Raw genomic sequence first — 13,410 nt, forward strand, 5'->3', positions numbered from 1 at the left:
CTAATCGGCTAATCGGTGGCCACGAGGCCGGCGATGATGTCGGCCGCGGGGCCGGCGCTGGCGTGCTTGAAGGCCGCCCCGGCCCACAGCGGTATCCCGTTCGGGTCCTCGAGGGCGGCGGCGGCTTCCCGGATGGGCGATGTCATCTGGTTGACCTCGGGGTAGCCCAGCGGCGCCACGTGGTCGAGCATGCGGGTGAAGTCGTTTTCCAGCCCGCGCGCGTAGCGGCCCGAGAAGGCCCGTGTCACAACGGTGGTCGCGAAGAGCGGGTTCTTCAGGGCGGTGCGGTGGGCGGGGTTGGTGCCGGCCTCGTCGGCGAGCAGCAGCGCGGTGCCGACCTGCGCGGCCACCGCTCCCCGGCGCAGGGCGGCGCCGATCTCGTCGGCGGTGCCCAGCCCGCCGGCGGCGATGATCGGGATGTCATGGGTGTTGCGGATGCGGTCGATGAGCTGGTGCAGCGACTCGTTGGCGGGTTCCATGTCGGGCGCGAACGTGCCGCGGTGCCCGCCCGCGGCGGGACCCTGGACCACCAGGCTGTCGGCGCCGGCCGCGACGGCCACCCCGGCCTCGTACGCCGAGGTCACCGTGACCATCACCAGCAGGCCCAGCGCGCCGAGGCGCTGGATCACGTCGGGCGGCGGGACGCCGAAGGTGAACGACACCAGCTCGGGCCGGACGTCGGCGACCACCTCGAGCTTCTGTTCCCACCCGTCGTCGTCGCCGTAACGCGGGTGACCGACCTCCACCTGGTAGTGATCGGCGATCTCTTCGAGTTCGGCCGCGTAGTAGTCCAGGGCCACCCAGTCGGCCACACTGGGCTGGGGCACAAACAGATTCACGCCCAGCGGGCCGGTGGTGGCCTTGCGCGCGGCGGCGATGTCGTCGGCGAACCGCTCGGCGGTGAGGTACCCGCCGGGGACGAAACCGAGCCCACCGGCGTTGGACACCGCCGCGGCCAGCGCGGGAGTCCCGGGCCCGCCGGCCATCGGGGCACCCACGATGGGCACCGCGATGTCCCAAAAGCCCAGTACCATTCGGCTAGTCCGCCGACGGCGAGCGCCGAGGGGGCGCGAGTGAGGAGGCGGACATTCGAGCTAGCCTACCATCGCCCGAAGTTGTTGGGGCAGTGACCGTTTGGCGGCATAGGGGCCGAGAACCGCGGCGCCGTAGCGCTGCCCGAGCAGCCGGCGGGCGACGGCGTTGACCTCATCGACGGTCACCTGGTCGATCTGCCGCAGGGTGTGCTCGATGCTGCGGTGCTTGCCGTAGTTGAGCTCGCTGCGGCCCAGGCGGCTCATCCGCGAGCCCGAGTCCTCCAGGCCGAGGACCAGGCCGCCGCGCAGCGAGCCCTTGGCGATCCGGCACTCCGCCTCGGTGATGCCGTCGCGCGCGACGGCGTCGAGGACCGCACCGGTCACCTCCATGACCTCGGCGAAACGTTCGGGCTGGCAGGCCGCGTACACGGACAGCGCGCCGCTGTCGGCGAAGATGTCCACCGTCGAGTACACCGAGTAGGCCAGCCCGCGCAGCTCCCGGACCTCTTGGAAGAGCCGAGAACTCAGGCCGCCGCCCAGCGCGGTGTTGAGCACCGACAGCGCCCAGCGGTGCTGCCAGCCGCGGCCGGGCGTGCGCACCCCCAGCGACACGTGCGTCTGCTCGGCGTCCCGGTGGCCCAGCGCCAGCCCGGGCCGGCCGTTGACCCGCCCGGCGCCCTTGCGCGGCGCGATGGGTGCGCGCCCGCGGACCAGATGCGGGCCGAAGTGCTCGCGCACCAGCGCGACCACCTCGTCGTGGTCGACGTTGCCGGCCACCGCCACCACCATGCGTTCGGGCGTGTAGCGCCGGACGTGAAACGAGTGCAGCTGGCTACGCGTCATCGACGTCACCGACCGCGCGGTGCCGATGACGGGCCGGCCCACCGGGTGGTCGCCGAACAGCGCGCCCAAGAACATGTCCCCGAGCGCGTCCTCGGGGTCGTCGTCGCGCATCGCGATCTCCTCGAGGACCACGTCGCGTTCCAGTTCGACGTCCTCGGCGGCGCAGCGGCCGTTGAGCACCACGTCGGCGACCAGGTCGACGGCCAGCGCCAGGTCGCTGTCGAGCACGTGCGCGTAGTAGCAGGTGTGCTCCTTGGCGGTGAACGCGTTCAGCTCTCCCCCGACGGCGTCCATCGCCTGGGCGATGTCCACCGCGGTGCGGCTGGGGGTCGACTTGAACAGCAGGTGCTCGAGGAAGTGGGCCGCGCCGGCGACGGTGGCACCCTCGTCGCGCGAGCCGACCCCGACCCACACCCCGACCGAGGCGGAACGCACCGCCGGCAGGTATTCGGTGACCACCCGCAAGCCGCCCGGCAGCGTCGTGCGCCGCAGTGCGGCGTGCGGGTCCGCCGCGGCCGTGTGGTTACCCCGCCGCAGCGCGGGGTCAGCTGCTCGCTTTCCCGAATCAGCTCGCGGCATCGGCAGGGGCGGCCGCCGGGGCATCGGCGGGCGCCGAGTTGTCGTCCTCCACCAGCACCAGCGAGATCTTGCCGCGCTTGTCGATGTCGGCGATTTCGACGCGCAGCTTGTCGCCGACGTTCACCACGTCCTCGACCTTCGCGATGCGCTTGCCCTTGCCGAGCTTGGAGATGTGCACCAGGCCGTCGCGACCGGGCAGCAGCGAGACGAAGGCGCCGAAATCCGTTGTCTTGACCACGGTTCCGAGGAAACGTTCGCCGACCGTCGGCAGCTGCGGGTTGGCGATGGCGTTGATCCGGTCGATCGCGGCCTGCGCCGAGGGCCCGTCGGTGGCGCCGACGAACACGGTGCCGTCGTCCTCGATGGAGATCTGCGCGCCGGTCTCCTCGGTGATGCCGTTGATCACCTTGCCCTTGGGGCCGATGACCTCACCGATCTTGTCCACCGGAACCTTGATGGTGGTGACCCGCGGGGCATACGGGCTCATCTCGTCGGGCGCGTCGATGGCCTCGGCCATGACCTCGAGGATCGTCAGGCGCGCGTCTTTGGCCTGGCCCAGGGCGCCCGCCAGGACCTGCGACGGGATGCCGTCGAGCTTGGTGTCCAGCTGCAGCGCGGTGACGAAGTCCTTGGTGCCGGCGCACTTGAAGTCCATGTCGCCGAACGCGTCCTCGGCGCCCAGGATGTCGGTCAGCGTGACGAACCGCCGCTCGGTGCGACCGTCGATCTCGACGTCGTCGGAGACCAGGCCCATCGCGATGCCGGCCACCGGCGCCTTCAGCGGCACACCGGCGTTCAGCAGCGACAGGGTGGACGCACAGACCGACCCCATCGACGTCGAGCCGTTGGAGCCCAGCGCCTCGGAGACCTGGCGGATGGCGTACGGGAAATCCTCGACGCCGGGCAGCACCGGGATCAGGGCCCGCTCGGCGAGCGCGCCGTGCCCGATCTCGCGCCGCTTGGGCGAACCCACCCGGCCGGTCTCGCCGGTGGAGAACGGCGGGAAGTTGTAGTGGTGCATGTAGCGCTTGGAGGTTTCCGGCCCCAGCGAGTCGATCTGCTGGGCCATCTTGACCATGTCGAGCGTGGTCACCCCCAGGATCTGGGTCTCACCGCGCTGGAAGAGCGCGCTGCCGTGCGCGCGGGGCACCACGGCGACCTCGGCCGAGAGCGCGCGGATGTCGGTGATGCCGCGGCCGTCGATGCGGAAGTGATCGGTGAGGATGCGCTGGCGCACCAGCTTCTTGGTCAGCGAGCGGAACGCGGCGCTGACCTCTTTCTCGCGGCCCTCGTAGGTTTCGGCGAGGCGTGCGAGCACCTCGGCTTTCAGCTCGTCGGTGCGCGCGTCGCGCTCGGCCTTGCCGCCGATGGTCAGCGCCTTGGCCAGCTCGTCGGTGGCCACCGAGGCGACCGAGTAGTAGACGTCTTCCTGGTAGTCCGGGAACGTCGGGAACTCGCCGACCGGCTTGGCGGCCGCCCCGGCCAGCTCCTCCTGCGCGGTGCACAGGGTGGCGATGAACGGCTTGGCGGCCTCGAGCCCTTCGGCCACAACGGTTTCCGTCGGCGCCTGGGCGCCGCCCTCGACGAGCTCGATGACGTTCTCGGTGGCCTCCGCCTCGACCATCATGATCGCTATGTCTTTTTCGGCGGCGCCGCCGCCGACTATGCGGCCGGCCACCACCATGTCGAACACCGCCCGCTCGAGCTGCTCGACGGTCGGGAACGCCACCCACTGGCCGTCGATGAGCGCGACCCGCACGCCCCCGATCGGACCCGAGAACGGCAGCCCGCTCAGCTGGGTGGAGGCCGACGCGGCGTTGATCGCCAGCACGTCGTACAGGTCGTTGGGGTCCAGGCTCATGACCGTGACCACGACCTGGATCTCGTTGCGCAGTCCGCTGACGAACGACGGGCGCAGCGGGCGGTCGATGAGCCGGCAGGTCAGGATCGCGTCGGTGGAGGGACGGCCCTCGCGGCGGAAGAACGAGCCGGGGATGCGACCGGCGGCGTACATCCGCTCCTCGACGTCGACGGTCAGCGGGAAGAAGTCGAAGTGCTCCTTGGGGCTCTTGCTGGCGGTGGTCGCCGACAACAGCATGTTTTCGTCATCCAGGTACGCGACCACGGCGCCGGCGGCCTGCTGGGCCAGCCGGCCGGTCTCGAAACGGATGGTGCGGGTGCCGAAGCTCCCGTTGTCGATGGTGGCGGTCGCCTCGAACACGCCCTCTTCAATTTCAGCGACAGACATGGACGTCCGTACGGCCTCTCTTATTCGGCTGTTTCGCGTCGTCACGCGCAACCTGGAGAGGGTCCGCAGCACCCGTTGGGGCCTGCGAGTCACCCTGGGAGCTATCCCGAAGAGCCAGTCTGAATGCGGCTACGGCCATCGATCGAAGCGGCCGAGAAGCCCCAGATCCGGAGAGCCCGGCAGCCACTACCGAAGACCGCCCGATGCAGACTGGGCTGCTCCCTCGAAGGTGCGTAGTGACACGCTGGAACGGCGCACGCGGATCTGCGTGGCCGCACCGTTTTGCTCGGGCCGAACCGGCCCAGAACGTCCTTACTCTACACGGGCGGGCCCGCCCCGCCAGCATCGCGCGGGATCGGGCGGGCGTCATAGCCCCGGTGACGGCGGCGTCAGCGGCGCAGGCCGAGGCGCTCGACCAGCGAGCGGTAGCGCTCCACGTCGATCTGGGCGACGTATTTGAGCAGCCGGCGACGGCGCCCGACCAGCAGCAACAGGCCGCGCCGCGAGTGGTGGTCGTGCTTGTGCACCTTGAGGTGCTCGGTCAGGTCGGCGATCCGCTTGGTCAGCAGCGCGACCTGCGCCTCCGGGGAACCGGTGTCGGTGTCATGCAGGCCGTAGGTGCCCAGGATTTCTTTTTTCTGCTCGGCTGTCAGCGCCACGAACTATCTCCATCAATCGGTGCCGCGAAAATTTCGGTCGTGGCCGCCGCGGACTGCAGCACACTCCGTATCGGGGGGCGAGTCTATCAGCGGCCGCGATGTTCGCCGAAATCGCAGGCCAGCGCCGCACACTTGACAACATACAACCATTTGGTTGTATGTTTGCCGGGTGGACGTGGACGAAGAGGACCGGGTGGACGCCCTGTTCCACGCGCTCGCCGACCGAACCCGGCGCGACATCATGCGACGGACGCTGGCCGGGGAACAATCGGTTTCCACGCTCGCCCGCAAGTACGACATGAGCTTCGCCGCGGTGCAGAAGCACGTCGTCGTGCTCGAGAAGGCCGGCCTGATCACCAAACGACGCAGCGGTCGAGAGCAGCTGGCCAGCGGTGACGTGACCGCCGTGCGGTCGGTGGCCTCGATGCTCGCCGAGTTGGAACTCCTCTGGCGCGACCGGATCGCACGCATCGACGAACTCATCTCATCCGACTCAACCAAGGAGGACTGAACCATGCCCGTGACCGGCGTCGAGCACGATCCCGACAACCTGACGCTGACCATCACCGCGGACTTCGCCGCGCCGGTGCACCGGATCTGGCAGGTCTACGCCGACCCGCGTCAACTGGAGAAGGTGTGGGGGCCGCCGTCCCATCCGGCGACCGTCGTCGACCACAGCCTGACGCCCGGAGGTCGCACGACGTACTTCATGACCGGTCCGGACGGCGAGAAATACGCCGGATATTGGGAGATCACGGCCGTCGACGAGCCGACGAGCTTCTCGTTCCTCGACGGCTTCGCCGACCTGGACTTCAACCCGAACCCCGGACTGCCGGTCTCGAGGAACGTCTACACCTTCACCGAGCACGACGGCGGCACTCGCGCGACCTACGTGAGCGCCTTCGAGTCCGCCGAGGCGCTGCAGCAGGTGCTGGACATGGGGGTGGTCGAGGGCTCATCGTCGGCCATCAACCAGATCGACGACCTGGTCGCTTCCTGAAAACAGCGGTGGATCAGTCCTGCGTCGACAGGATGGTGCGGGCCCGTTCGGTGTCCTCGCCCATCGCGACGATGAGTTCCTCGACGGAGTCGAACTTGTGCTGCCCACGGATGCGGCCGACGAAATCCAGCGCCACGTGCTGCCCGTACAGGTCGGCGTCGGTGTCCAGGACGAACGCCTCGACGGTGCGGGTGCGCCCCGAGAAGGTCGGGTTGGTGCCGACGGAGACCGCGGCCTGGTAACGCTCGCCCGGGATGACGGTGCCGGTCACCGGGCCGTGGCCGAGGACGGTGAACCACGCGGCGTACACGCCGTCGGCCGGGATGGCCGAATACATCGGCGGCGCCACGTTCGCGGTCGGGAAGCCCAGTTCGGCGCCGCGGCCGTGACCCCGCACCACCACGCCCTCGACCCGGTGCGGGCGACCCAGGGCCTCGGTGGCCGCCACCACGTCGCCGGCGTCCACGCAGGACCGGATGTAGGTGGACGAGAACGTGACGGTCTCGTTGCTGTGGTGCTCGGAGAGCAGCGACATCGACTCCACGGCGAACCCGAATCGATCGCCGGCGCGCCGCAGGGTCTCGACGTTGCCGGTCGCCTTCTTGCCGAAGGTGAAGTTCTCCCCCACGACGACCTCGACCACGTGCAGGTTCTCCACCAGCAGCTCGTGCACGTAGCGGTCCGGCGTGAGTTTCATGAAGTCGGTGGTGAACGGCATCACCAAGAAGACGTCGATGCCCAGCTCCTCGACCAGCTCGGCGCGCCGCGTCAGCGTCGTCAACTGGGCCGGATGGCTGCCGGGATAGACCACTTCCATCGGGTGCGGGTCGAACGTCATCAACACCGTCGGCACGCTGCGCGCCCGCCCCGCTTTCACCGCATGCGCGATCAGCTCCGCGTGCCCGCGATGCACACCATCGAACACACCGATGGTGAGCACACACCTGCCCCAGTCCGTGGGAATCTCGTCTTGGCCGCGCCACCGCTGCACGACCGCAAGCCTACGGCGCCGAGTGCCCGGCCGGGAGATCCAGAGGGCCCGACACCCGCCAGGCTGGCGGGGAACACGCCGGATTTGGATGGGGTTGCCTAAACTTTGTCGTTGTGAGTGCTGACGAAGAGCGTGGCGGTCTCACCGCGGTCGGCCAGGACTACCTCAAGGCGATCTGGAATGCCCAGGAGTGGTCCCCCGACAAGGTCAGCACGAAGATGCTGGCCGAGAAGATCGGGGTGTCGGCCAGCACGGCCTCGGAGTCGATCCGCAAACTCGCCGAGCAGGGCCTCGTCGACCACGAGAAGTACGGCGCGGTGACGCTGACCGAGGCCGGACGGCGCGCGGCGCTCGAGATGGTGCGCCGGCACCGGCTGCTGGAGACCTTCCTGGTCAACGAGCTGGGCTACGCGTGGGACGAGGTGCACGACGAGGCCGAGGTGCTCGAGCACGCGGTGTCGGATCGTCTGGTTTCCCGCATCGACGCCAAGCTGGGATTCCCGCAGCGCGATCCGCACGGCGACCCCATCCCCGCCACCGACGGGCAGGTGCCCACCCCGCCGGCGCGCCAGCTGTGGGCGTGCGGCGACGGCGACGCCGGGACGGTGGCCCGCATCTCCGACGCCGACCCCGAGATGCTGCGCTATTTCACCGACGTGGGCATCAACCTCGACTCCCGGCTGCGGGTGCTGACCCGCCGCGAGTTCGCGGGCATGATCTCGGTGGCGATCGAATCCGGCGACGGCGACGAGACGACCGTCGACCTGGGCAGCCCGGCCGCGCGGGCGATCTGGGTGACCGCCTAGCTCAGTCGGCCAGCAATCCCTTGGCGATGTGGGTGACCTGCACCTCGTTGCTGCCGGCGTAGATCATCAGCGACTTGGCGTCGCGGGCCAGCTGCTCCACCCGGTACTCGGCCATATATCCGTTGCCGCCGAACAGTTGCACGGCCTCCATGGCCACCTCGGTCGCCGCCTCCGACGAGTACAGCTTGATCGCCGACGCCTCGGCCAGCGTCAGCGGTTTACCGGCCTGTTGGCGCTCGATGGTGTGAAAGACCATGTTCTGCACGTTCATTCGCGCGATTTCCATCTTGGCCAGCTTGAGCTGGATCAGCTGGAACTGCCCGATGTTCTTGCCCCACAGCGTGCGGCTCTTCGCGTAGTCGACGCACAGCCGGTGGCATTCGTCGATGATGCCCAGGGCCATCATGGCGATCCCGATCCGCTCGGCAGCGAAGTTGGCGCGCGCGCTGTCGCGGCCGTCGCCGTCGGTGTGCTGTTCGCTCTCGCCGAGCAGCCGGTCCGGGCTCAGCCGCACGTTGTCGAAGAACAGCTCGCCGGTCGGCGAGGACATCATGCCCATCTTCTTGAACGGCTTGCCCTGCGTCAGGCCCGGCATGCCGGCGTCGAGCACGAACACCAGCACCGGGCGGTTGCGCTTGTCCACCTTCGTCGGGCCGGCGTCGCCCTCGTCGAGTTTGGCGTACACGACCAGGACGTCGGCGCAGGGCCCGTTGGTGATGAACGTCTTCTGCCCGTTGAGGATGTAATCGGCACCGTCGCGTTTGACGTAGGTCTTCATGCCGCCGAACGCGTCCGAGCCCGAGTCCGGCTCGGTGATGGCCCACGCCGCAATCTTTTCCAGCGTCATCAGCTCGGGCAGCCAGCGCTCCTTTTGGGCCAGCGTGCCGCGGCTCATGATGGTCGCCGCGCCCAGACCGAGGCTCACCGACGCGGTGCTCAGCAACCCGATGCTGACCCGGGCGATCTCGGAGACCAGCACCGCGATCATCGATCCCTGGGCTCCGCCGCCGAAACCGCTTGCCTCGCCGTCGCTTTGACGCTCTCCCGAGCGCTCCCGGTCCAGCATCTTCTTGACCGATTCGGCGGCCATGGCGTCGAGGCCGAACTGGCTGAACAGCTTGCGCGCGATCGGATAGGGCGACATCGTGCCGGTTTCCAATTCGTCGAGATGCGGGCGGATCTCCTTGTCGACGAACTGCCGAACGGCGTCGCGGACCATCAGGTCGGTGTCGGACCACTCGATCATGGCGCCCTTAGCGTTCGGCGCGCTGGTAGGCGGTGACGACGGCGGCGCCGCCCAGTCCGATGTTGTGTTGCAGTGCGGCGCTGACGTTGTCGACCTGACGCGCCTCGGCCGTCCCGCGCAGCTGCCAGGTCAGTTCCGCGCACTGCGCCAGCCCGGTCGCGCCCAAGGGATGCCCCTTGGAGATCAGGCCACCGGAGGGGTTGACCACCCAGCGGCCGCCGTAGGTGGTGTCGTTGTTGTCGATCAGCTTGGGCGCCTCACCCGGCCCACACAGGCCCAGCGCCTCGTAGAGCAGCAGCTCGTTGGCCGAGAAGCAGTCGTGCAGTTCGATCACCTGGAAGTCCTGCGGACCCAGCCCGGACTGGTCGTAGACCTGTTGTGCGGCTTGCACATTCATGTCGTAGCCGATGAGGTTCTTGGCGCTCCCGTCGAACGTCGAGGCGAAGTCGGTGGTCATGGCCTGACCGACGATCTCGACGGCCTGGCCCGCCAGCCCGTGGCTGTCGACGAAGCTCTCCGAGGCCAGGATGGCCGCGCCCGAACCGTCGGAGGTCGGCGAGCACTGCAGCTTGGTCAGCGGGTCGGAGATCATCCGCGCCGCCAGGATGTCCTCGAGCGTGTAGGACTCCTGGAACTGCGCGAACGGGTTGTTCACCGAGTGCTTGTGATTCTTATAGCCGATCTTGGCGAAATGCTCTGCGGTGGAGCCGTATTGCTTCATGTGCTCGCGGCCGGCGGCGCCGAACATCCACGGCGCGACGGGCATCGCGAACTCGTCGATCGCGGCCATCGCCTTGACGTGCTTGCCCATCGGCGATTCGCGGTCCTGAGCTCCGCCGCCCAGCGAACCGGGCTGCATCTTCTCGAAACCCAGCGCGATCGCGCAGTCGACGATGCCGCCGCGGATCGCCTGCGCGGCCAGGAAGAGCGCGGTGGAGCCGGTGGAGCAGTTGTTGTTGACGTTGACCACCGGGATACCCGTCATGCCGAGCTCGTAGAGCGCGCGCTGCCCGGACGTCGAATCCCCGGCGACGTAGCCGACGTAGCCCTGCTGCACCTCGTGGTAGGCGATGCCTGCGTCGGCCAGCGCGTTGGTCCCCGACTCGCGCGCCATGTCGGGGTAGTCCCAGCCCTCGCGGCGACCCGGCTTCTCGAATTTCGTCATGCCGACGCCGATGACGTAAACCTTGTTGGACATCTTGTTGGACATCGTTGTCCCTTCCCGTGGGCCGCCTGGATACCCCAGTCTGCAACGTAGCCCAACCAACCGCTCGGCCGGGACCCGTTAGCGCGTCCTAGAGCGTCGCCGGGCGGGATCGATGGCCCGCCTCCTCCTCAGTCCGTTCCGGACTGCATCGTCGCCGGGCGGACCACCACCACCGACTTGGTCCGCGCCCCCTCGTCGCGCAACAGCGCAACCACCCGGCCGTCGGGGTCACAGGCGGCGTAGACGCCGTCGATCCCGGCCGCCGGCAGGGACCGGCCGTTGGCGGCGGCGTCGGCCTCCCCGGCGGACAACTCGCGGCGCGGGAAGATCAGCAGGCAGGCCTCGTCGAGGCTGTAGCTCAGCCGCGGCCGCTCGGCGAGCTCGTCGAGCGAATACGCCTGGTCCAGCCCGAAGCGGCCGGCCCGGGTGCGGCGCAACGCCGTCAGGTGCCCGCCCACTCCCAGCGCGGCACCCAGATCGCGGGCCAGCGCACGGATGTAGGTTCCCGACGAGCAATCGACCTCGACGTCGACGTCGAGCACGTCCAGGCCGTGCGGTCCGGGGCGAATGTCGCGCACGTCGAACCGGTCGATGCGCACCGGGCGGGCCTCGAGCTCGACGGCGTGGCCCTCGCGGGCCAGGCGGTAGGCGCGCTTGCCGCCCACCTTGATGGCGCTGACGGTCGAGGGCACCTGCGCGATGTCACCCCGCAGCCCCTCGACGGCGGTCTCGATCGCCTCGGCGGTCAGGTGCCCGGCCGGGACGCTGTGCACCGGCTCGCCCTCGGCGTCGTCGGTCGACGTGCTCTGGCCCAGGCGGATGGTGGCCGCGTACGACTTCGAAGAAGCCGACAGCAGGCCGAGGATCTTGGTGGCGCGCTCGACGCCGATCACCAGCACCCCCGTGGCCATCGGGTCCAGGGTCCCCGCGTGCCCCACCCGCCGGGTGGAGAAGATCCGGCGGCAGCGGCCCACCACGTCGTGGCTGGTCATCGCCGGCGGCTTGTCGACGACGACGATGCCCGGACCGCTCATAGGACGATGGCGGTCAGCACCAGCCCGCGCTCGACCGACCAGCGGCCCGCCAGCTCCGTCAGCGGCGGACCGGACAGCGCCGCCGGATCGATCAGGATCCGCGAGACGAACCGGCCCGTCGCCGCGCCGGGGCCGTCGGACTCGAACGTGATGTGGGCGTCCTCGAAGCCCAGCCACCGCTTGGTCAGCGGGAACCACGCCTTGTACGTCGCCTCCTTGGCGCAGAACAGGATTCGGTCCCAATGCAGATCCCCCGACAGGTGGGCGGGGATCTCGGTGCGTTCGGCCGGCAGGCTGATCGCGTTGAGCACGCCGTCGGGCAACACGTCGTGCGGTTCGGCGTCGATCCCCACCGAGCGCAGCGCGTCGGTGCGGCCCACCACCGCGCCGCGGTACCCCGTGCAGTGGGTGAGGCTGCCGACCACGCCGTCGGGCCAGCAGGGTTCTCCCTTCTCGCCCTTGAGGATCGGCACCGGCGGCAGGCCGAGCTCGCCCAGCGCGATGCGGGCGCAGTGCCGGACGGTGATGAACTCGTTGCGCCGCTTGGCCACCGATCTCGCGATCAACGGCTCCTCTTCGGGCAGCGGGGCGAGATCGGGCGGATCGGAATACACCTCCGAGTAGGCCAGGCCGTCGGTGGCCGGCAACACGGAGGACACCAGCGTGTGCTCCCCCGTCATCGTGATTGCCGCTGCCGCAACCGTTCCCGGAACTGCGTGGCCTGCTGTCGCATCTCGGGGGTGATCTCGAAGTGGCCGCCGAAGTCGTTGAGGTCACCGGGCGCGTACTGGGGATCCGGCAGCACCTGGCGCAGCCAGCTGGGCGGCTTGCGGCGCCGCCACTCCCGCGGATAGCCCACCGACACCTCCTCGAAGCGCACGTCGTCATACCAGGTGGTGCGCGGGATGTGCAGGTGACCGTAGACCGAGCAGACGGCGTTGTAGCGGGTGTGCCAGTCGGCGGTCTTGGTGGTTCCGCACCACAGCGAGAACTCCGGGTAGAACAGCGCGTCGCAGGGATCGCGGACCAACGGGAAGTGGTTCACCAGAACGGTCGGCGTCATCCAGTCCAGCTCTTCGAGGCGGGCACGGGTGATCTCCAGACGCTCGCGGCACCACGCCTCGCGGGTGGGATACGGCTCCGGGGAGAGCAGGAACTCGTCGGTGGCCACCACGTTGCGGTCCCGCGCGATGGTCAGCCCCTCGGCTTTGCTCGTGGCCCCCTCGGGCAAGAAGCTGTAGTCGTAGAGCAGGAACATCGGCACGATCGTGGCCGGACCGCCGCGCTCGGTCCAGACCGGGAACGGATGCTCCGGCGTGATCACACCCATCTCGTCGCACATGTTGACCAGGTAGTCGTAGCGCGCCTTGCCGAAGACCTGCACGGGGTCGCGGGTGGTGGTCCACAGCTCGTGGTTGCCGGGCACCCAGATCACCTTGGCGAACCGCCGTCGTAGCAGGTCAAGGGCCCAGCGAATCTCGTCGGTGCGCTCGGCGACGTCGCCGGCGACGATCAGCCAGTCGTCCGGCGACGACGGATGCAGCGATTCGGTGACCGGCTTGTTGCCGAGGTGACCGGTGTGCAGGTCGGACACCGCCCACAGCGTCGGTTGCCCACCGTTGGTCGAGTCCTGCCCCGATCTATGCCCAGCCACGAATAACCACCCTAACGACTCGGGCCGGGCGATCTGTTTTCGCGCCCGGCCGGCGGGTGAACTAGAACAAGTTCACCTTTGCCTGTGACCTCGAGCGCGCGACTTGTAC

The 13,410-nt window shown here is 69.0% G+C and carries 13 protein-coding genes; 3 read left to right on the plus strand and 10 right to left on the minus strand.

The genetic code is table 11. The features are described 5' to 3' along the window. Positions 1-8: 8 nt before the first annotated feature. The 4 genes from OCU_RS41990 to rpsO form a co-directional block, all read right to left on the minus strand. A complete protein-coding gene (locus OCU_RS41990; RefSeq protein WP_014380643.1) occupies positions 9-1,034 on the minus strand; it encodes a nitronate monooxygenase in 1,026 nt (341 codons plus the stop codon). A 60-nt stretch (positions 1,035-1,094) separates the two neighbouring features. Next, complete coding sequence (locus OCU_RS41995) at positions 1,095-2,456, minus strand: M16 family metallopeptidase (protein ID WP_014380644.1); 1,362 nt, start codon at positions 2,454-2,456, stop codon at positions 1,095-1,097. After that, positions 2,443-4,704, minus strand: a complete 2,262-nt coding sequence (locus tag OCU_RS42000) for a polyribonucleotide nucleotidyltransferase (protein WP_014380645.1) — start codon at positions 4,702-4,704, stop codon at positions 2,443-2,445. Before OCU_RS42000 ends, OCU_RS41995 begins: the two co-directional genes overlap by 14 nt. A gap of 389 nt (positions 4,705-5,093) precedes the next feature. Continuing rightward, positions 5,094-5,363 (minus strand): 30S ribosomal protein S15, encoded by a 270-nt coding sequence (rpsO, locus tag OCU_RS42005; RefSeq protein ID WP_003878661.1) that lies wholly within the window; start codon positions 5,361-5,363, stop codon positions 5,094-5,096. 169 nt (positions 5,364-5,532) lie between these two features. Here rpsO and OCU_RS42010 point away from each other — a divergent pair, with 169 nt between their 5' ends. Continuing rightward, on the plus strand, positions 5,533-5,874 hold the full coding sequence (locus tag OCU_RS42010; protein WP_009955354.1) for an ArsR/SmtB family transcription factor: 342 nt from the start codon (positions 5,533-5,535) through the stop codon (positions 5,872-5,874). A gap of 3 nt (positions 5,875-5,877) precedes the next feature. Continuing rightward, positions 5,878-6,363 carry an SRPBCC family protein gene (locus OCU_RS42015; protein WP_014385417.1) on the plus strand — a complete coding sequence of 162 codons (486 nt, stop codon included), beginning with the start codon at positions 5,878-5,880 and terminating at the stop codon, positions 6,361-6,363. A 13-nt stretch (positions 6,364-6,376) separates the two neighbouring features. Here the strand turns inward: OCU_RS42015 and OCU_RS42020 are convergent, their stop codons facing one another. Next, the gene (locus OCU_RS42020; RefSeq protein WP_009955352.1) at positions 6,377-7,354 is read right to left on the minus strand and encodes a bifunctional riboflavin kinase/FAD synthetase; all 978 of its coding nucleotides are present in this window, start codon (positions 7,352-7,354) and stop codon (positions 6,377-6,379) included. 113 nt (positions 7,355-7,467) lie between these two features. Here OCU_RS42020 and mntR point away from each other — a divergent pair, with 113 nt between their 5' ends. Further along, positions 7,468-8,160, plus strand: a complete 693-nt coding sequence (gene mntR, locus OCU_RS42025; RefSeq protein ID WP_009955351.1) for a manganese-binding transcriptional regulator MntR — start codon at positions 7,468-7,470, stop codon at positions 8,158-8,160. A gap of 1 nt (position 8,161) precedes the next feature. On the opposite strand, the gene OCU_RS42030 is transcribed toward mntR, so the two are convergent. The 5 genes from OCU_RS42030 to OCU_RS42050 all read right to left on the minus strand — a co-directional run bounded on the left by OCU_RS42030 (position 8,162) and on the right by OCU_RS42050 (position 13,301). After that, positions 8,162-9,406, minus strand: a complete 1,245-nt coding sequence (locus OCU_RS42030) for an acyl-CoA dehydrogenase family protein (protein ID WP_014380648.1) — start codon at positions 9,404-9,406, stop codon at positions 8,162-8,164. A 7-nt stretch (positions 9,407-9,413) separates the two neighbouring features. Then, positions 9,414-10,604 carry a lipid-transfer protein gene (locus OCU_RS42035; RefSeq protein ID WP_009955346.1) on the minus strand — a complete coding sequence of 397 codons (1,191 nt, stop codon included), beginning with the start codon at positions 10,602-10,604 and terminating at the stop codon, positions 9,414-9,416. A 137-nt stretch (positions 10,605-10,741) separates the two neighbouring features. Continuing rightward, a complete protein-coding gene (gene truB / locus OCU_RS42040) occupies positions 10,742-11,647 on the minus strand; it encodes a tRNA pseudouridine(55) synthase TruB (RefSeq protein WP_014380650.1) in 906 nt (301 codons plus the stop codon). Further along, positions 11,644-12,327: a 4'-phosphopantetheinyl transferase PptT gene (gene pptT, locus OCU_RS42045; RefSeq protein WP_008258687.1), complete on the minus strand. Its 684-nt coding sequence runs from the start codon at positions 12,325-12,327 to the stop codon at positions 11,644-11,646. The genes truB and pptT overlap by 4 nt, the downstream gene beginning before the upstream one ends. Continuing rightward, complete coding sequence (locus OCU_RS42050; RefSeq protein WP_014380651.1) at positions 12,324-13,301, minus strand: metallophosphoesterase family protein; 978 nt, start codon at positions 13,299-13,301, stop codon at positions 12,324-12,326. Before OCU_RS42050 ends, pptT begins: the two co-directional genes overlap by 4 nt. Positions 13,302-13,410: the final 109 nt, after the last annotated feature.

Origin of the sequence: Mycobacterium intracellulare ATCC 13950 (assembly GCF_000277125.1) — a bacterium.
Taxonomy (GTDB): domain Bacteria; phylum Actinomycetota; class Actinomycetes; order Mycobacteriales; family Mycobacteriaceae; genus Mycobacterium; species Mycobacterium intracellulare.